The 16,937-nt window shown below is 58.7% G+C and carries 18 protein-coding genes; 7 read left to right on the top strand and 11 right to left on the bottom strand.

Annotated elements, in window-relative coordinates; genetic code table 11:
- Window positions 1–223: 223 nt before the first annotated feature.
- The 5 genes from QDY28_RS00305 to QDY28_RS00325 form a co-directional block, all read right to left on the bottom strand.
- Window positions 224–541, bottom strand: coding sequence for an ArsR/SmtB family transcription factor (locus QDY28_RS00305; protein WP_028751732.1), 318 nt, complete (start codon window positions 539–541; stop codon window positions 224–226).
- A 114-nt stretch (window positions 542–655) separates the two neighbouring features.
- Entirely contained in the window at window positions 656–1,405 is a 750-nt protein-coding gene (locus QDY28_RS00310) for a HugZ family pyridoxamine 5'-phosphate oxidase (RefSeq protein WP_331379690.1), read from the bottom strand.
- Between the two features lie 38 nt (window positions 1,406–1,443).
- Complete coding sequence (gene choV, locus QDY28_RS00315) at window positions 1,444–2,493, bottom strand: choline ABC transporter ATP-binding protein (protein WP_331379691.1); 1,050 nt, start codon at window positions 2,491–2,493, stop codon at window positions 1,444–1,446.
- Complete coding sequence (gene choW, locus QDY28_RS00320; protein ID WP_331380054.1) at window positions 2,490–3,347, bottom strand: choline ABC transporter permease subunit; 858 nt, start codon at window positions 3,345–3,347, stop codon at window positions 2,490–2,492. The genes choV and choW overlap by 4 nt, the downstream gene beginning before the upstream one ends.
- Before the next feature lie 172 nt (window positions 3,348–3,519).
- Window positions 3,520–4,476, bottom strand: a complete 957-nt coding sequence (locus QDY28_RS00325; RefSeq protein WP_331379693.1) for a choline ABC transporter substrate-binding protein — start codon at window positions 4,474–4,476, stop codon at window positions 3,520–3,522.
- A gap of 234 nt (window positions 4,477–4,710) precedes the next feature.
- Here QDY28_RS00325 and QDY28_RS00330 point away from each other — a divergent pair, with 234 nt between their 5' ends.
- The 4 genes from QDY28_RS00330 (at window position 4,711) to QDY28_RS00345 (ending at window position 8,204) form a co-directional block, all read left to right on the top strand.
- Complete coding sequence (locus tag QDY28_RS00330; RefSeq protein ID WP_331379694.1) at window positions 4,711–5,292, top strand: thymidine kinase; 582 nt, start codon at window positions 4,711–4,713, stop codon at window positions 5,290–5,292.
- A gap of 97 nt (window positions 5,293–5,389) precedes the next feature.
- Window positions 5,390–5,776, top strand: a complete 387-nt coding sequence (locus QDY28_RS00335) for a c-type cytochrome (protein WP_331379695.1) — start codon at window positions 5,390–5,392, stop codon at window positions 5,774–5,776.
- Window positions 5,777–5,856: 80 nt separating this feature from the next.
- On the top strand, window positions 5,857–6,879 hold the full coding sequence (locus tag QDY28_RS00340) for a hypothetical protein (protein ID WP_331379697.1): 1,023 nt from the start codon (window positions 5,857–5,859) through the stop codon (window positions 6,877–6,879).
- A 185-nt stretch (window positions 6,880–7,064) separates the two neighbouring features.
- Window positions 7,065–8,204 carry a DUF2333 family protein gene (locus QDY28_RS00345; protein ID WP_331379698.1) on the top strand — a complete coding sequence of 380 codons (1,140 nt, stop codon included), beginning with the start codon at window positions 7,065–7,067 and terminating at the stop codon, window positions 8,202–8,204.
- A gap of 34 nt (window positions 8,205–8,238) precedes the next feature.
- On the opposite strand, the gene QDY28_RS00350 is transcribed toward QDY28_RS00345, so the two are convergent.
- A complete protein-coding gene (locus QDY28_RS00350; RefSeq protein WP_331379700.1) occupies window positions 8,239–8,970 on the bottom strand; it encodes a helix-turn-helix transcriptional regulator in 732 nt (243 codons plus the stop codon).
- A gap of 357 nt (window positions 8,971–9,327) precedes the next feature.
- Here QDY28_RS00350 and QDY28_RS00355 point away from each other — a divergent pair, with 357 nt between their 5' ends.
- Window positions 9,328–10,275: a hypothetical protein gene (locus QDY28_RS00355; RefSeq protein ID WP_331379701.1), complete on the top strand. Its 948-nt coding sequence runs from the start codon at window positions 9,328–9,330 to the stop codon at window positions 10,273–10,275.
- Between the two features lie 13 nt (window positions 10,276–10,288).
- Here QDY28_RS00355 and QDY28_RS00360 read toward each other — a convergent pair whose 3' ends face one another.
- The gene (locus QDY28_RS00360) at window positions 10,289–10,798 is read right to left on the bottom strand and encodes a TIGR00645 family protein (protein WP_283055447.1); all 510 of its coding nucleotides are present in this window, start codon (window positions 10,796–10,798) and stop codon (window positions 10,289–10,291) included.
- Between the two features lie 176 nt (window positions 10,799–10,974).
- On the opposite strand from QDY28_RS00360, the gene QDY28_RS00365 reads away from it, so the two are divergent.
- Window positions 10,975–12,654 (top strand): formate--tetrahydrofolate ligase, encoded by a 1,680-nt coding sequence (locus QDY28_RS00365; RefSeq protein ID WP_331379702.1) that lies wholly within the window; start codon window positions 10,975–10,977, stop codon window positions 12,652–12,654.
- A gap of 34 nt (window positions 12,655–12,688) precedes the next feature.
- On the opposite strand, the gene QDY28_RS00370 is transcribed toward QDY28_RS00365, so the two are convergent.
- From QDY28_RS00370 to QDY28_RS00380, 4 genes are all read right to left on the bottom strand, one after another.
- The gene (locus QDY28_RS00370; RefSeq protein WP_331379703.1) at window positions 12,689–12,979 is read right to left on the bottom strand and encodes a type II toxin-antitoxin system RelE/ParE family toxin; all 291 of its coding nucleotides are present in this window, start codon (window positions 12,977–12,979) and stop codon (window positions 12,689–12,691) included.
- Window positions 12,976–13,224, bottom strand: coding sequence for a CopG family ribbon-helix-helix protein (locus QDY28_RS00375; protein WP_331380055.1), 249 nt, complete (start codon window positions 13,222–13,224; stop codon window positions 12,976–12,978). The genes QDY28_RS00370 and QDY28_RS00375 overlap by 4 nt, the downstream gene beginning before the upstream one ends.
- 129 nt (window positions 13,225–13,353) lie before the next feature.
- Window positions 13,354–13,488, bottom strand: a complete 135-nt coding sequence (locus QDY28_RS30965) for a phosphopantetheine-binding protein (protein WP_442967465.1) — start codon at window positions 13,486–13,488, stop codon at window positions 13,354–13,356.
- 41 nt (window positions 13,489–13,529) lie between these two features.
- Window positions 13,530–14,366: an extensin-like domain-containing protein gene (locus QDY28_RS00380; RefSeq protein ID WP_331380056.1), complete on the bottom strand. Its 837-nt coding sequence runs from the start codon at window positions 14,364–14,366 to the stop codon at window positions 13,530–13,532.
- A 318-nt stretch (window positions 14,367–14,684) separates the two neighbouring features.
- On the opposite strand from QDY28_RS00380, the gene QDY28_RS00385 reads away from it, so the two are divergent.
- Window positions 14,685–16,907, top strand: coding sequence for a TonB-dependent hemoglobin/transferrin/lactoferrin family receptor (locus QDY28_RS00385; RefSeq protein ID WP_331379704.1), 2,223 nt, complete (start codon window positions 14,685–14,687; stop codon window positions 16,905–16,907).
- Window positions 16,908–16,937 lie beyond the last annotated feature (30 nt).

The raw sequence follows: 16,937 nt of genomic DNA on the forward strand, positions 1-16,937 counted from the left end.
TCCAAGGGTCGAGCCTGTTTCGGTCCTGTGTCGCCGGGCTTGGCTGGCAGCCGCGGACCGCAAGGCGCTTGTCCACGGACAAGACGCGAAAAGGCTGGCAAATTAGAAATTTGCCAGCCAAATCATTTATATAGATGGTGATGAAAGAGGCCTGATCTTAAGGTTGGAAGCAATCGCTTCCTCGTAGATCTCGCCCCGACATACTTAGAGCCAGTTTTGGCTATTAAGCAGCCGATCTACTTTTTTCCGGTTCACAATAAATGTCTTCCAGCGTTTCCAGAACACGGATGACCGAGTCTGAAGTGCTGGAGTAGTAAATCGTTTGAGCATCGCGGCGGGTTTTCACCAGCTTCTGGGCGCGGAGCTTCGAAAGATGCTGAGAGAGTGCAGATTGGCTGAGCCCCACCTGATTGGCCAACACGCCAACCGGAACTTCACCCTTGACCAGGCTGCAGAGAATCATAAGGCGCTTCGGGTTCGCCATAGCAGATAATAATGCTGCCGCCACGTTGGAGTGTTCGGCCAAATTTCTTGTCTTCATCTTTTAATCTTCCTAATGCGGAGCGTACATCAGAAATTGCGGATATTTTTAATCGGGGAATTAATCCGATAAGTAACAATACCAATATAGGCCAAAGATTGTATATACCTAAATTTAAGGTATCGAGTATGCTATTTTAGATATGTATGTATGAGTGTCATGCAACTCCCCCAAGGGTGGGTCAAATTCCCATCTTAGCGCCTCATCTCCCCGAATTAGGTCGATTCCTGCCATATCTAAGCCATAAATACGCCAATTTTTACCAGACGACCCTCTTAGGCTACTCACTATAATTGTAATGATACAAGGATAGGAGGCTAGTAATTCTCGCACTACCGCATCTGCCTGTTCAGCAAGCATCTCGTTAGCCGCCGAAAGAATCATCAGATCGTTGCCCGGCATACTGTATGCTTTTCCGAAACCGCCATTGAGGCTAGCGGCAAGCGGTATGAGGCGGAAGAAGCAGAAATCGGCAAAGTCGGCATAAAGTTTTGCCTTCGGATGCCGGGCAAGAAAGCGCGTACGAATGCGTCCATATAGACGGTTTTCGCGATCGACACGCTCGGCTCGGCACTGAACGCTGAGGCGCGGATAGGCGAGCGGGTCGCCTTTGCCAGGTTCGCCGAAGAGCATCGAGGCGCGCGGGTCTTTCGACAGCGCCTTGGTATGGGCTGATAGGGCCGAGACAAGAATGACAGGCACGCCGTCAATATCCGTGCCCGTCAGCACGCGGCTCACGGAAGGGAAGCCCGTTTGCGGATCGATGACCGCCAGAGACGCATAGCGGGCAGAGCGCAGCAGGACACGTGCCTGCTTGCGCGCCTCATCATCGGTTTCCCGGAGCACGGATGGTTTGTCGTTCATAGGCTCTCTCTCGCAGGGCGGGAGAGAGCCTAGATAGACTACTCTCTCCGCCGGTGGCTGGTGAGGCCAGCCACGACATCCTGGGCGGAAATCGTCCCGATAATCACGCCGTTGTCAACGACGCCGATATTGCCGGGCTGATGTGTCAGCGCGTCGAGGATATCGACGAGCGGGGTCGTGGCCGTTGCCGTCGCGGTGACCGAGCCGCCTGCCGCGGAGTGGCCGAGGCCCTGTTGCATGACATCGCGGGCGGTCAACATGCTGATCGGGTTCATGTGCTGCACGAAGTCGGCGACATACTGGTCGGCGGGGTTCTTGACGATTTCCTGCGGCGTGCCGCACTGGATGATCCGGCCGCTCTCCATGATGGCGATGCGGTTGCCGATGCGGAAGGCCTCGTCGAGGTCGTGGCTGACGAAGAGGATCGTCCGCTTCAGGCGGCGCTGGAATTCCAAAAGCTCGTCCTGCAGGCGGGTGCGGATCAGCGGATCGAGGGCCGAGAACGGCTCGTCCATCAGCAGGATCGGCGCGCCGGTCGCAAAAGCACGGGCGAGGCCGACGCGCTGCTGCATACCGCCGGAAAGCTCGTTGACCTTACGGTTTGCCCATTGCGTCAGGTTGACGAGCTGCAACTGTTCGTCGACACGTTTCTTGCGCTCGGCCTCGGGCACGCCGGCGAGCTCCAATCCGAAGCCGACATTGTCGGCGACGGTGCGCCAGGGCAGCAGCGCGAACTGCTGGAACACCATGGAGACGGTATGCATGCGAAGATCGCGCAGCGCCTTGGGATTGCAGCTATAGGGGTTGACCGGTCCGCTCTTGCTGTTGACGACGACATCGCCGCGCACGACCGGCGCCAGGCCGTTGACGGCACGAAGCAGCGTCGACTTGCCGGAGCCGGAAAGGCCCATGAGGACGAGGATTTCGCCTTCTTCGATCTCGAGCGTGGCGTTGGCGACGCCGAGCACCAGGCCGGTCGCCTTGCCGATCTCGTCGCGCGTTTTGCCAGCATCGGCAAGCTTGAGCGCGGCCTCCGGGCGATCGCCGAAGATGATGCTGACGTTTTTGAAGCCGACGGCGGTGGTCATGACTGTTCTCCTTCGCCGGGGGCACGGAACATGCGGTCGAGAATGATCGCCAGGATGACGATGCAGGCGCCGGAATCGAAGCTCTTGGCGACATTGACGCTATTCAAGGCGCGCAACACCGGCACGCCGAGGCCAGGCGCGCCGACGAGGGCGGCGATGGACACCATGGAGAGCGAAAGCATGATGGTCTGGGTCAAGCCGGCCATGATCTGCGGTGTCGCGAAGGGAAGCTCGACCTTGCGCAGCACCTGCCGCTGCGTTGCGCCGAAGGACTCGGCAGCTTCGACGAGAGTCGGCGGCGTCGAGATGATGCCGAGGCGGGTCATGCGGATCGGCGCCGGGATAGCGAAGACGACGGTCGCGACCAGGCCCGGGACCATGCCGAGGCCGAGCAGGATCATCGCCGGCACCAGATAGACGAAGGTCGGGATGGTCTGCATCAGGTCGAGAACCGGCCGCATGAAGGCATAGAGCCAGGGGCGACGGGCCGCGGCGATGCCGAGCGGAACACCGACGAGCATGCTGACGAAAGTCGAGGCCAGCACCAGCGCCAGCGTCTCCGTCGTTTCCTTCCAATAGCCCTGATTGATGGTGATCAGCAGACCGATCAGGGTCAGGGCCGTGACCGGAACGCTCCGGCGCAGCCAGTAGGCAATGGCCGTGAAAACGGCGACGACGACCAGCGGATGCGGCGCCTGCAGGACAAACAGCAGCGCATTGATCACATGGGCGACGACATAGGAAAGCCCGTCGAAAAACCACGTGACGTTGCTCGTCAGCCAATCCACGACGGCCTTGGCCCATGGACCGATGGGGATGCGATAATCGGTTAACCAGTTCACGTCTTTGCCCACCATTGGGGCGGCGATTCCGGATGTCTCAAGTGGTTCCGGATATGGCCGCCGGAGAATAACGGCCTATGGCGCCGCGCGGGTCGCTGCCCGATCTATGGCGCAATAGGAGGGAAACAGTCTTCCGTCCACCGGAAGAGAAAGGGGCGGTTGAGCCGCCCCTTATCCCCGGATGTTAAAGGCCGAGTTTGGACTTGACCGCTGCAAGCCCGTCGCCGCCGTCCTTGGTGGTGACGCCAGCGAGCCAGGGGGTGACCGCGGTCGGATTCGCTTTCAGCCATTCCGTGGCAGCCGCCTCCGGCTCCTTGCCGTCGTTCAGGATTTTACCCATGATCTCGTTTTCCATCGGCAGAGAAAAGACGAGGTTTTTGACAAAGCTGCCGACATTCGGGCATTCCTGCAGGTAGCCTGCGCGGACGTTGGTATAGACGGTCGCGCCGCCGAAGTTCGGTCCGAAGACGTCGTCACCGCCGGTGAGATAGGTCATCTTGTAGGTGGTGTTCATCGGATGGGGAGCCCAGCCGAGGAAGACGATCGGCTTGCCTTCCTTGTCGGCCCGCGAAACCTGGGCCAGCATGCCCTGCTCGGAGGACTCGACCACTTCAAAGCCCTTGAGGCCGAAGGTGTTCTTGTCGACCATGTCGATGACAAGGCGGTTGCCGTCATTGCCGGGCTCGATGCCGTAGATCTTGTCGTCGAGATCATCCTTGTGCGTGGCGATATCCTTGAAATCCTTGATACCGAGCTCGGCGCCCTTTGCATTCGTCGCCAGCGTATATTTCGCGCCCTCGAGATTGGGACGAACGGTTTCGACAGACTTGTCGGCGGCAAAGGGTTTGATGTTCTCGGCCATTGAGGGCATCCAGTTGCCGAGGAAGACGTCGATGTCCTTGTTCTTCAGCGACTGATAGGTCACCGGCACGGCGAGCACCTTGACGTCGGTGTCGTAGCCGAGAGCCTTCAGGAGGACGGAGGCCGTCGCCGTGGTGGAGGTGATGTCGGTCCAGCCGACATCGGCGAAATGCACGGTGCCACAGCTTGCCGGCTCAGCGGCAGATGCGGTGGTTGCTCCCAGCGTCAACGCTGAGAGAGCTGAGGCGAAGGTAAATGCGGTAAAAGTCATTTTTATCATTGTGTGACTCCCAGTGTAACGTTCCCAAGCAACCACCAATAACTGACATTTTCAAGCGACCTCATTGTATTTGCGTCGGTTTGCAGGGGCTGATTGCGACTCCTCGATGTTTTTTCACCCATGCGCCGCCGGGTCGATCTTGCTCCGTCTGGGGCCCGTAATTCCTGTGGTTTTCGCCGAAGACGTCTTTCCTTCCCGTGATGGAGAACCCATGAAGCGCTCAAGGAGAATATCATGGCCAAGCTCTACTTCCACTATTCCACGATGAATGCCGGCAAATCGACCATGCTGCTGCAGGCGGCCTACAACTACCAGGAGCGCGGCATGCGGACGGTGGCCTTTATCGCCGCGCTCGACGATCGCGCCGGTCGTGGCAAGATCGCCTCGCGCATCGGTCTGGAGATGGCCGCCACACCCTTTGGTGAAACGGACGATCTCTTCGCGATGGTGGACATTTTGCACGCCGAGGAAGCGCTGGCCTGCGTCTTCGTCGACGAGGCGCAGTTTCTGTCGCGCGAGCAGGTCTGGCAGCTTGCTCACATCGTCGATCGGCTCGGCGTCCCGGTCATGGCCTATGGGCTGCGCACCGATTTCCAAGGCAAGCTGTTTCCGGGCTCGCAGGAACTTTTGACGATTGCCGACGAGATGCGCGAGGTGCGGACGATCTGCCATTGCGGCCGTAAGGCGACGATGCTGGTGCGGCTGGACGGGCAGGGCAGGGTGGTGCACGAGGGGGCGCAGATCGAAATCGGCGGCAGCGACAAATATGTTTCCCTCTGCCGCCGTCACTGGGAAGAGGCCATGGCCGGCGAATGAAGCGCCCGCGGCATTGCGTCATCCGGCAGGCGGTGGCGAACTTCTCTATGGTCGTGGCGATCGGGACCCATGTCCAGCATTTGATGGTGGAGGAAACATGAAATTGCGCTGTCTAATGGCGGTAGCCGCCATTCTTTTTTCCGCTTCGACGGCGCTTGCCGACGGAGACGCGGTTGCTGGTGCGGCTGTCTTCAAGAAGTGCGCCGTCTGTCACACAGCGACCGAACATGAGAATCATGTCGGGCCGTCGCTGATGGGCGTGGTCGGTCGTCCCGTCGCCACCGTACCGGACTACAACTACTCACCAGCGATGAAAGCATTCGGTGCCGACGGCAAGGTCTGGGACGAGGCGCTGCTGCGAAAATACCTGCCCAGCCCGCAATTCCTGGTGAAAGGCACGAAAATGACTTTTCCCGGTTTGAGGAGCGACAAGGATCTGGACAATCTGATCGCCTATCTGAAGAGCCCGGCTGTCGCACATTGAGGCAAGTTGGACGCTAAGGCATTTTCTTTGCGCATTGAAGCGGTTAGTCTCGCCGACAACGGCAATTGAGAGACGCTTTCATGGTCAAGGTCCACGCTTTCGACGGGGAGATCGACAAGGCCCGCGCGATGCTCGACGACGCGATCAAGGGCATGGATGCGGCGAATGCCGCACTCGGCGGTAACGCCAAAAGCAATGGCCGTCTCGACGCCATCAATTTCCCGGTGGAAGAGGCGTTGGTACGTGAAACGGTCGAACTGCTCGACCGCTGGAAACTCCTGGCGCTGTCGCTGGTAAAGCAACTCGATCTGCTTACGGCGACTGCGGATCTGCAGCACCGGCGGCTGTTCGACGAGAAGGCCGGGATCGACACGTCGGGGCTGCTCGGGCGCGGGATCGGGCAGGGCCATGCCAAGCCGGCGTCGATCGCGGCCGATCTCGGCGCGGCCCTGGCAGCTTCTGCTTCGCTCGATGCGCAGTTCAAGACTGCCCGACAGGTGCTTGTTCGCACCTTTCGCGATTGCGAGGCGCATCTGGTGCGGGTCATCGATCGGCGGCAACACATCGAGTTCGAGATAGAGGAAGTGCAGCGCAAGGCAGATGCGTTAATTCCCGGAATTTTCGACCGGCGCAGCAGCATTTCCTTCGCTCGCGATGCAGGTTCGCGATCCGAATTGGAGGCGGAGTATAGCAGGCTGGTCGCCGAGCGGGATGACCTCCAAGAGCAAGAGCGGGCATTGCAGCCGGACCGGGCGGCGCTGCAGCGGCTGATCGATATCTATGAGGAGTTGGCGAACGTTCTGAACGTACAAATTGCCGCCGTCAACGCGATGGCGGGCAAGCTTGCCGTCGACATCGAGCAGCGGATTGCCCTGCTGAGGGCGGTGATATCGGAAGCGGTGCCACCGCTGCCGGCTACCGAAAGGCCAACCGCCGTTGCTGCTCTGATTGCGGCTTTCGAGGCGAACGTGCTTGCGGGTCATGATCTCGCAGCGCGCAAGGCTCGTGCCGATGAGGTCTTTACGCGACGGCTCGAGCCGCACCTGCTGACTGCGCCGGCGACGGCCGTCGAGCCGTCGGCAGAAACCGAGCCGGAGACCTGATCTTTGATTGAAAAACGACAACAGCCGGTTGCTGTCTTCTGTGGGAGCACATATCTGCTTGAACGAGAATAGCTGTATGCCGCCGCATGCGCGAAAATCCGCAGTGATTTTCGGGTCATGTGCAGGCTCGATGTGCGCGCGTTCATTGCCCGTCCAAAGGACGCGGCGCAGCAAAGGAGAAGTTCATGCTTGATTCGTTCGCTGCGTTCTTCAAACGGATCGGCAGCGCCATTGCACGCAGCCTCAGGCTTCTCGTCGTTTGGATATTCTGGCCCTTGCTTGCCGCCCACGGCTGGTACAGGCAGCGCAATTGGTTGATCAAGCTGCCGATTGCCGCTTTCCTGGCGCTGATCGGATCGCTCTACATCTATTTCATCTGGCAGACGCAGGTCTGGAGCGGCTTCGATGCCAACTATCCCGATGTCTACAAGTTTTCAGACCGCAAGGTCGGGGCAGGGCAGGAACTGCCGGCAGTGAACGGACAACAGGCGGTCGCGAACGCGCCGAAGACCTGCCAGACTTCCGCGATCGTCGACGTCACCGCAGACCTCACCGATTTCAACGTCAATCAGAATGCCTGGATCTCTTCGATGCTGCTCTTCAAGCTCGGGTTTTTCGGCATGAGCTGGGATGACACGCCTTTCCTCGACAACAAGGCGGCTTTTCAGCGCGGCGTGAACCAGGCCGTGCGGCGCACGGCGGTGGAATTGGTCGATACGCTCGGCCGCGTGCGCGGCACATCCGGCATCAACAGCGATCTGCAGAGCGCCCGCGGCAATCTGCAGTTCGACGAAACAAGCTGGTATTTCGGCATGCGTCCCTTTGGTCCGAAGACGCCGACGCCGAGCTATTATCGTGCCGCAATCGGCAGCCTGCGCAAGTTCAATACCGATCTCGGCACCTGTAATGCCGTTTTCGACGGCCGCGCCGACAATCTCCTGCAATTCATCGATCGTGTCGCCAACGACCTCGGGAGTACGTCTGATATTCTGGCGGAGCGCTCGGAGAACCACAATTATGGCTGGTTCGACATGCGCGCCGACGACCGTTTCTGGTTCGCCTATGGTCAGCTCTATGGCTACTACGGCATCCTCAGCGCCGTTGGCGCCGATTTCCAGCAGGTCATCGCCGAGCGTAATCTTGGTACGCTCTGGACCGGCACCATGAAACAGTTGCAGGCCGCCTTGCGCATCCAGCCCGCCATCATTTCGAACGGGCGCGAAGACGGCTGGATCATGCCGAGTCATCTCGCGACAATGGGATTCTACATCCTGCGTGTGCGCTCGAATCTGGTCGAAATGCGCACCGTTCTCGGCGGCCGTTAAAGGCAAAGCGGATGTCAGGGAAGTGCTGAAACGATTAACTGATCAGTTTCAGACGGATGGCCTTGGCGACCAACTGCGTGCGATTGACGCAATCGAGCTTCTTGATCGCGTTGGTCATATAGGCGTTGACCGTATGATCGGAGAGAGAAAGAATCTGGCCGATTTCGACGGACGTTTTGCCCTGCGCCGTCCAGCGAACCACTTCCAGCTCGCGGGCGGAAAGCATATGCGGCACGGAACCGTCGTTGCGCCTGATGCAGTTGTAGGTGTCTAATCCCTGCAGCATGATCATGGTGAGCTCGTTGAGCTCGCTTTGTCCGAGACTGCTGCGATTGCCCATGAACCAGAAGACGAGGCGCTGTCCGTCAGAGGAATTGACGGGAATGACGACGCCCATCGTGCAATTGTGGTTGGTGAAGAGCGTGCGCAGCTCGCGCGGCAGATCCATGTCGCGGGCAGCGCTTTTTTCCAGCAGGTGCCACGGACGCGGCATCACCGAATCCCGCACACGCATCAGCATGGAGCAGCGGCGGAGCAACTGATGGCGATCGAAATCCCGCAGGAATTGCGGCGGTACAGAGCCTTCGATGACCAGCGGTGTGAGCATGGAATCTTCGGAAACCGGAGCGTTCATGAGCGCTGCGTGGCTGAAGCCGAAAGCGGAACTCGTGCGCTCCAAAGCGTGCGCAAAAGCCGTCTGATTCCGGGCTGCGGCCAACTCGGCGGAAAGCAATAATTGTCTCTCGGCGGTTATGAAATAGGACATTTTGATGTAGGCGCCCACAGCGTGTTATCGGTATCAAATACCGGATTTCCGGGCGAATGCTAGAGACAAATTTGCGACACCAATCAGAAATAATCCCATTTTCATATGTCTTAATATGGTAAAGTTCTGATTTGTATTACTTTTCCGAAAACCGGTTTTTTTGGCCAAGAATTTTGCGTAATCGTTTTCACCGTGAAGACACATGCGCGGGGCTCGCGAGACCATGCGATGGCCGGCGGAAATGTCAAGCCGATCGCCTTGGCGAGGGTTGATGGAAGACTATCGAGGCTTGCCTTGCGAAGGTCAAAAGCGATTGCTATCCGTCTTTCACAGCAATCGCTTCCAGGCTTCTATTTCATGATCTTCCGTTTGTTCCCGCAGCGTCTTGCTCGGTGTTGCCAAAGGGCCTTGTGGTTCCTGACAACTGTTTTCCTTCTGTTGCTTTCCTTCACCTCCGCCGAGGCTGCCGGCTCTGCCGCCGGTCAACCAATGGAATTCGTACTGGTGCATGGTGACATGGCCTGGTGCCGCGCCGAAAATAACTGCCCGGATTGGATCTCCGCCGAAGGGCAGATCATGGCGGATTCGCCGAGGAAGTTGCAAAGGCTGCTGAAACGCCTCGGCGGCCGGAAACTGCCGATCATCGTCAGTTCGCCGGGCGGCGACGTCCGGGCGGCCATGGAGATGGCCTATGCCATCCGCAAGCAGAAACTGGCGATCGCGGTCGGAAGGACGCGCTCGCGCAATTGCGCCTATGCCGAGCCGATCTGTTCGGCTGCCCGCGCCAAGGATGGCTCCATCAAGGGCGAGACATTTTCTCTCGGCGCCATCTGTTTTTCGGCCTGCCCGCTGTTTTTTGCCGGCGGTGTCGAGCGCGTCTCAAGCCCCTTCGCGCTCCTCGGCGTCCATCAGATCACCACGACCTACAGCGAAGTGCGCGTCCAATACCGCACCGAATACGAAATGGTGAATGGCAAGCGAAAGATCCTCTCCAAACGGGAGGTGGGGCGGAAATTCGTCGGCAAGCACGATACGACCAAGCTCGACAAGCGGCAGACCGCGAGGCTCGTCGGTTTCCTGAAGGAGATGGGCATCGACAAATCGCTTGTCGGTCTGATGCTGGGCACTGCGCCGAGTTCGATCCATCTCATCGCGCAGATGGATGCGCTGAAGCTGCGGTTGACAACCGAGCTCGCCGCTGCCGATCAGCTTGTTGCCGCCAGGGATTGCAAGAGCAACCAATCGATTGCGGAGTGCGCCGCACCGACGCCTGCCAATGCGGCGCCAGTGGCTGTCGGCGAATAACGACGCTTTCGGTTCAGGCGTCCTTGGCTTTGGCCTTCGCCATGATCTTTTCCAGATAGCCGAGCAGAAGCGCCGAGACGACGAACGCGAGATGCATGATGGTGAGCCACATCAGCTTGCCGTTCTCGTATTGGGTGGCGTTGAGAAAGATCTGCAGCAGGTGGATCGACGAAATGGCGACGATGGACGAAGCAACCTTGATCTTGAGGCTGCCGGAATCGAGCTTGCCAAGGAAGGAGACTTCGTCATCGGCCTCATCGAAGCGGCTGACGAAATTTTCGTAACCGGAAATCATCACCATGACGATGAGGCTTGCCACCAGCGCGGCATCGATAAGGCCGAGAATGGCAAGGATCATGTCCGCCTCGTCATAATCAAAGACGCCGGCGGCGACCTTCAGGAACTTGTAGCCGAACGAGACGGCATAGATCGCAAGGGCGGCCGCAAGACCGAGATAGAAGACCACCAGAATCCAACGGCTGGAGAGGATGATGCGCTCGACCAGTAGTTCCAGGGACTTCATGCCTTATCCTTTTCCGTTCGTCCTGCAGTTCGCCCGGGAAAATAGGGTCGTCTGAGCTTTGCTGCAAGGCAGCATGGTTTCAGGAAGGACCGCAACCTGCAGCTATTCACAGTGGATATTTATTGGGCTATCCCGGCAGGGTGAATGCCTCCATGTTCAGGGCGGGAACAGGTTCGATGACAGCGGTAAAATCCGATATAGAAATCGCGCGCGCCGCGAAGAAATTGCCGATCGCCGAGATCGGCGCCAAGCTCGGCATTCCTGCGGAAGACCTTGCGCCCTACGGGCATGACAAGGCGAAGATCGGGGCGAAGTTCATCGCTTCGAAAACGGGCAACAAGGACGGCAAGCTGATCCTCGTCACCGCCATCAATCCGACGCCGGCCGGCGAGGGGAAGACGACGACGACCGTCGGCCTTGGCGACGGACTGAACCGTATCGGCAAAAAGGCGATCGTCTGCGTGCGGGAGGCCTCGCTCGGACCTTGCTTCGGCGTCAAGGGCGGCGCGGCGGGCGGCGGTTATGCGCAGGTCATCCCGATGGAAGACATCAACCTGCATTTCACCGGAGACTTCCATGCGGTCACCTCCGCCCACAATCTTCTGGCGGCGCTGATCGACAATCATATCTACTGGGGCAACGAGCAGAATATCGATGTCCGCCGTATCACCTGGCGGCGCGCCATGGACATGAACGACCGGGCTCTGCGCGACATCGTCACCTCGCTCGGCGGCGTTGCCAATGGTTTCCCACGCGAGGGCGGTTTCGATATCACTGTCGCCTCGGAGGTCATGGCCATCCTCTGCTTGGCTGCCGATCTCAATGACCTGGAAAAGCGGCTCGGTAACATTATCATCGGCTACCGCCGCGACCGCACGCCGGTCTATGCCCGTGATCTCAAGGCGGATGGGGCAATGGCGGTGCTGCTCAAGGACGCGATGCAGCCGAACCTGGTGCAGACGCTGGAGAACAATCCGGCTTTGGTGCATGGCGGCCCCTTCGCCAACATCGCCCATGGCTGCAATTCGGTGATCGCCACGCGCACCGCGCTGAAGCTAGGCGACTATGTCGTGACGGAAGCGGGCTTCGGCGCCGATCTTGGCGCGGAAAAATTCTTCGACATCAAGTGCCGGAAGGCCGGTCTTTCACCGGATGCGGCCGTCATCGTCGCGACCGTGCGGGCCCTCAAGATGAATGGCGGCGTCAAAAGAGAAGATCTCGGCCAGGAGAATGTTGGCGCTCTCTTAAAAGGCTGCGCCAATCTCGGCCGGCACGTCGCCAACGTCCGCAAATTCGGCGTGCCGGTCGTCGTTGCCATCAATCACTTCATCTCGGATACGGATGCGGAGGTCGAGGCGCTGAAGAATTACGTGGCGCGTCTCGGTGCCGAGGCAATCCTTTGCCGCCATTGGGCCGAGGGATCGGCTGGGATCGAAGAGCTTGCCTACAAGGTGGTCGAGCTTGCCGAATCCGGTCAGGCGAAATTCCAGCCGCTTTATCCCGACAATCTCTCGCTACTCGAAAAGATAGAAATCGTCGCTTCGAAGATCTATCACGCCGGCGAGGTGACAGCCGATAAGGCGGTGCGCGACCAGTTGCGGTCCTGGGAGGATCAGGGCTACGGCCATTTGCCGGTCTGCATGGCGAAGACGCAATACTCCTTCTCGACCGATCCCAACGTCCGCGGCGCGCCGGAGGGTCATATTGTGTCGGTCCGCGAAGTGCGTCTTTCCGCCGGCGCCGGATTCGTCGTCGTCATCACCGGCGAGATCATGACCATGCCGGGCCTGCCGAAATCGCCGGCGGCAGAACGGATTTCCCTCAATGATCATGGATATATCGAGGGATTGTTTTAAGTTCTGATTCTAGTGCAGCCATCTCGGCCGGGGGTCAGAACCTTGCTGGCCAGCGTTGAGATGTGTGCATGACGGTCAGAACTTGGAGCGTTTCATCTGTCGCGCGGTAGACAATGATATAAGGGAAGTCGGCGAGTACCAGCTCTCTTGTGCTGGCAATGCGTCCGACTTTCCCTTGGGCTGGAAAGTCGCAAAGAGAGTTCACGGCACTGACAATTCGCTGCACAACCCGGTTGGCAGCATCAGGATTTTTTTCGGCGATATAACGGCCGATATGGTCGAGACGCGAAAGCGCTCTTCTGCTCCAAACCAGTCGTAACTTCATTTTGAAGAGCGGGAACCAGCGTATTTGGACAACACGGCCGCAACTTCTTCCTCGCTCGCAAAGTCTTCGCGATCAGCTTCGAAGATGGCGGCTTCGATTTCGGCGAGTTGCCACTCTTCGCGTTCCACGAATTCTTCAATCGCCAAAGTGGCCATTTCGGCGGACGATAATTGGCGTCGTTTGGCCAACCGGTCCAAACGGGATGCCGTCGATTCCTGCATTTGAAAGCTAAATACCGTCATCAGAGAACCCTGACCCCCGCTCACAGATAAGTCTAGAGGTCTTGTGATTTGATTCAAGCAAGAAACGTAACCATTTGAAAGGGAAATATTTTCATCCGCGATGACTGATAGGAATCTGCGAATCCGCGGCCGTTAGCCACTTCGAGAGACCGCGTAGCGTATAGAGCGCGAAATATCGAAATCGGCGGTCGCGAAGTCGAGGCCGTAGTTCTGTTCCAGCGCAACGAGGAGTTCCGTTGCGGCGAGAGAATGGAGGCGGCGCGCAATTTGCCGATCACCATGAAAGGGAGTGGCCTAAAGCTTGAGGTTTAGTGGCAGTATCTGAACTCGCCGTTTCTCTTCAGCACATCCAGGTGGAAATGCGTTTCATGCGCAGCGTCGCTGTTCGGGTCGAGGACGGTTGTGAAATAGAGGCAGGCGGAGGCGCTGGCGCTGCGCTGGAATGCGCCCGTCAGTGTCGGATCTTCCTGCCGGGGCTCAATGCCGACGGTCTCGCCGTTTTCGAAGGTGAAGCTGGCGATGTCGATGGCATTGCCGCGGGCATGTTCCGAGATCTTGCCGGTGGTCGCGTTGTTGCGCAGACGACAGACATAGGTCGAAGCCTGGTTGATCGCTGTAATCCGGCCTTTGCCCTTCAGAGCGGTTGCGGCGGCGGGGATCACGCTCTCCTTCATCCAGTGGGCGAGCGCCAGGGCCGCCTCGCAGCGCATCGTGCCTTCCGGTTTCATCTTGATATCCGGCAATGGTTCGGTGAGGGCGATCGGCTTATCGATGCCGCAACCGTTGCCGTCATCGATGCGGGGAATGTCCTTAAACACCGCACCCATGGCGCTCAATTCTTTAAGACAGGCTTGATGCTCATCATCAGACTCCGCCGCGACTGTCGGCGGCGGTTTGGGCGGCCCCTGCATTTCCCCCTCAGTCGGTTCGGTCTCGGAAGTCTCGGGTTTCTGTGCGGGTATCGGCGTCCCACTAGGCTCCTCGGTTTGTCCGCTATCTGGCTTGGGCTGTGGTAGCGGAGCGGTCTCGGTTTTCTCCGGTTTTTGTGCCGGTATCGGCAGTTCATTGGGCGATTGCGTTTGTTCGCCGTCCGGTTTGGGCTGCGGCATCGGGCCCGTTTCGGGAAGGGAGGCCGCCGTCAACATGGCGACGACCGTTGTGACGGAGATGATCCGGAACAGCTTCAAGTATTTCACCCCTCTCTAATAGCAATGCGGGGAGAACGCTCGATGCAGCGATTTCGTTGCAATTCAGCAACTTTATCGGGCTGCTTTTAAACATGATAATTTTATTCATATTTATCTCGACTCGATATATTGACAATAATAGTCATGTTTTTTATGCGGCAGAAAGAAGGCGGAAATTGCTCCGCTTCGTTCAACGAAATGAACCCAGCCAGCCCCTTGCGTGCGTCAGAAGGCACCAACCAGCCAGCCCGGTGAAGCAATTCGAAAGGAATGGTTATGGTTGTCCGGCGATCCCGCTCGGTTCTCTTGGCGTGCACGGCGTTTCTGGCCCTCGGACTTGGCACGGCCTCTTATGCGCAGACGGCAAATCAGAATGATGCGACCGCAGATGGAGCGGCGCCGAAGAGCGACCGCGTAACGGATCTGAAGCCAATCGTCGTCAAAGGGAAAGCATCGAAGGATGTGCTTGCCGACTCGCCGACGACCAGCGAGACGACGGCCAAGGAAATCGACGATAATCAGATCACCCGTATCGAGGACCTTGGCCGCAGCACCGAAGTCGGCGTTGGCTTCGACCGCACCAGCGGCAGCGTCAATATTCGCGGCCTCGAAGACGACCGCGTGCTGACGACGATCGACGGCATCGAGGTGCCGTTCCTGCTCGACGGCGCTCGCGATGCGGATGGCGGCGTCAACAGCTTTGATTTCAATACGCTTTCGACGGTCGACATCGTGCGCGGCTCCGATTCCAGCCGCGCCGGTTCCGGTGCTCTCGGCGGCGCCTTCGTGCTGCGCACGCTGGAGCCGGAGGACCTGATCGGCCCCAATGCCACCTGGGGCGGTGTCTTCAAACTCGGCTATAATGGCGACGACCGCAGCCTCGGCGGCTCGGCCGCCGTTGCCAAGCGCATCGACAATACTGCGGTGCTGTTCGAGGCGGGCTATACGCATGGGTGTGAGCTGGAAAACAATGGCGATGTCGGCGGCTATTCCACCAAGCGCACCGAAGCTGATCCGGCCGACTACAACCAGCGCAACGGCCTTTTCAAGATTCGCCAATATACCGATGTCGGCACCTTCGGCGTCACGGCGGAGCACTTCAACAAGGATACGGATACCGATTGGCGCAGCAAGCAGAGCCCGACCGGCAATTTCCGGCCGGGCAACTACGATGAGACAGACGGTATCGAGCGCAATCGTCTATCCCTCGACTACAAATATGAGGCCGACAGTTCAGACTCGCTAATCGATACTGCCAATGCCGTCTTCTATTGGCAGAATCTGCTGCGCGAAAATGGCAACGAAGGCTATCGCTATACCTCTGTGATCGGCGATTATTGGCGCCGCAACCAGGTCGAGGATCGCAGCATTGGCTTCAACGGCAATGCGTCGAAGTCCTTCGACACCGGCAACCTGCATCACAACGTCACCTTCGGCCTCGACGTTGCCTTCACCAAGACGCATCAATATTCGGCCGGCAGCGATAGCTGCAATCTTCCCCGTTGGCGCGCGACTTGCGCATTCCTGCACACCAACCAGTCCGATATGCCCGATGTCGACGGCAAGCGCGTCGGCGGCTTCATCGACGACAAGATCGAGATCGGCTCCAGTGGCCTCTCGCTGACGCCGGGCCTGCGCTTTGACTGGTACGACTATTCGCCAAAGAATACCGACGCCTATCGCGACAGCGCCAACTATACCGGCCTGCCGTCCGGACAATCCGATACTCGGTTCTCGCCGAAGCTGCGTGCGGCGTATCAGCCGCAGAACAATGTCGAGCTTTATGCGCAATGGGCCATGGGCTTCCGCGCGCCGAACGTCAGCGAGCTTTACCTGAACTACGGTGTGCCCGGCGGTTATGTCAGCTACGGCAATCCCGATCTGAAGCCGGAAACCAGCAATGGCGTCGAAATCGGCGCGAACCTCGGCGACGATGACTTCGGCGGGCATATCGGCGGCTTCTACAACAAGTACAAGAACTTCATCGACAGCGAGACGTCCGTTGATCCGACGCGGACTTATCCGCTCGGGATTACGGAATACTTCAACCGCGCCAATGTCCGAATCTTCGGTGTCGAGGTCAATGCGCACAAGAAGTTCGACAATGGCATGCATATCAAAGGCGTGCTTGCCTATGCCAATGGCAAGGATTCCGACACCGGCGAATGGCTCGACTCCGTCGCTCCGGCAAAGGCGGCCTTCACCATCGGCTATGCCACCGAGATCTGGGGAACCGACCTGACCTTCATCACGGCGACGAGCGAGCCGAAGAAGGATGGCGATAGCTTCCGCACGCCAGGCTACGGCATCTTCGATTTGACGGGGTGGTGGGAGCCGGAGCAGGTCAAGGGCCTGACACTGCGGGCAGGGGTCTACAACATCTTCAACAAGACCTATTACGACGCACTCAACGTCGCCTCGACCAGCCTGACCCAACCGCACGAGTTCTACTCGGAGCCGGGCCGGACCTTCAAGCTGACGCTGACGCAGAAGTTCTAAGCGATGTCATCGTGAAGACGGAGGGGGCGG

Origin of the sequence: Rhizobium sp. BR 362, assembly GCF_036528765.1 — a bacterium.
Classification (GTDB): Bacteria; Pseudomonadota; Alphaproteobacteria; order Rhizobiales; family Rhizobiaceae; genus Rhizobium.

Coding starts and splice junctions, on each gene's coding strand:
- QDY28_RS00305 (WP_028751732.1), bottom strand. CDS start 541: ATGAAGACAAGAAATTTGGCCGAACACTCCAACGTGGCGGCAGCATTA.
- QDY28_RS00310 (WP_331379690.1), bottom strand. CDS start 1,405: ATGAACGACAAACCATCCGTGCTCCGGGAAACCGATGATGAGGCGCGC.
- choV (WP_331379691.1), bottom strand. CDS start 2,493: ATGACCACCGCCGTCGGCTTCAAAAACGTCAGCATCATCTTCGGCGAT.
- QDY28_RS00325 (WP_331379693.1), bottom strand. CDS start 4,476: ATGATAAAAATGACTTTTACCGCATTTACCTTCGCCTCAGCTCTCTCA.
- QDY28_RS00330 (WP_331379694.1), top strand. CDS start 4,711: ATGGCCAAGCTCTACTTCCACTATTCCACGATGAATGCCGGCAAATCG.
- QDY28_RS00335 (WP_331379695.1), top strand. CDS start 5,390: ATGAAATTGCGCTGTCTAATGGCGGTAGCCGCCATTCTTTTTTCCGCT.
- QDY28_RS00340 (WP_331379697.1), top strand. CDS start 5,857: ATGGTCAAGGTCCACGCTTTCGACGGGGAGATCGACAAGGCCCGCGCG.
- QDY28_RS00345 (WP_331379698.1), top strand. CDS start 7,065: ATGCTTGATTCGTTCGCTGCGTTCTTCAAACGGATCGGCAGCGCCATT.
- QDY28_RS00350 (WP_331379700.1), bottom strand. CDS start 8,970: ATGTCCTATTTCATAACCGCCGAGAGACAATTATTGCTTTCCGCCGAG.
- QDY28_RS00355 (WP_331379701.1), top strand. CDS start 9,328: ATGATCTTCCGTTTGTTCCCGCAGCGTCTTGCTCGGTGTTGCCAAAGG.
- QDY28_RS00360 (WP_283055447.1), bottom strand. CDS start 10,798: ATGAAGTCCCTGGAACTACTGGTCGAGCGCATCATCCTCTCCAGCCGT.
- QDY28_RS00365 (WP_331379702.1), top strand. CDS start 10,975: ATGACAGCGGTAAAATCCGATATAGAAATCGCGCGCGCCGCGAAGAAA.
- QDY28_RS00370 (WP_331379703.1), bottom strand. CDS start 12,979: ATGAAGTTACGACTGGTTTGGAGCAGAAGAGCGCTTTCGCGTCTCGAC.
- QDY28_RS00380 (WP_331380056.1), bottom strand. CDS start 14,366: ATGTTGACGGCGGCCTCCCTTCCCGAAACGGGCCCGATGCCGCAGCCC.
- QDY28_RS00385 (WP_331379704.1), top strand. CDS start 14,685: ATGGTTGTCCGGCGATCCCGCTCGGTTCTCTTGGCGTGCACGGCGTTT.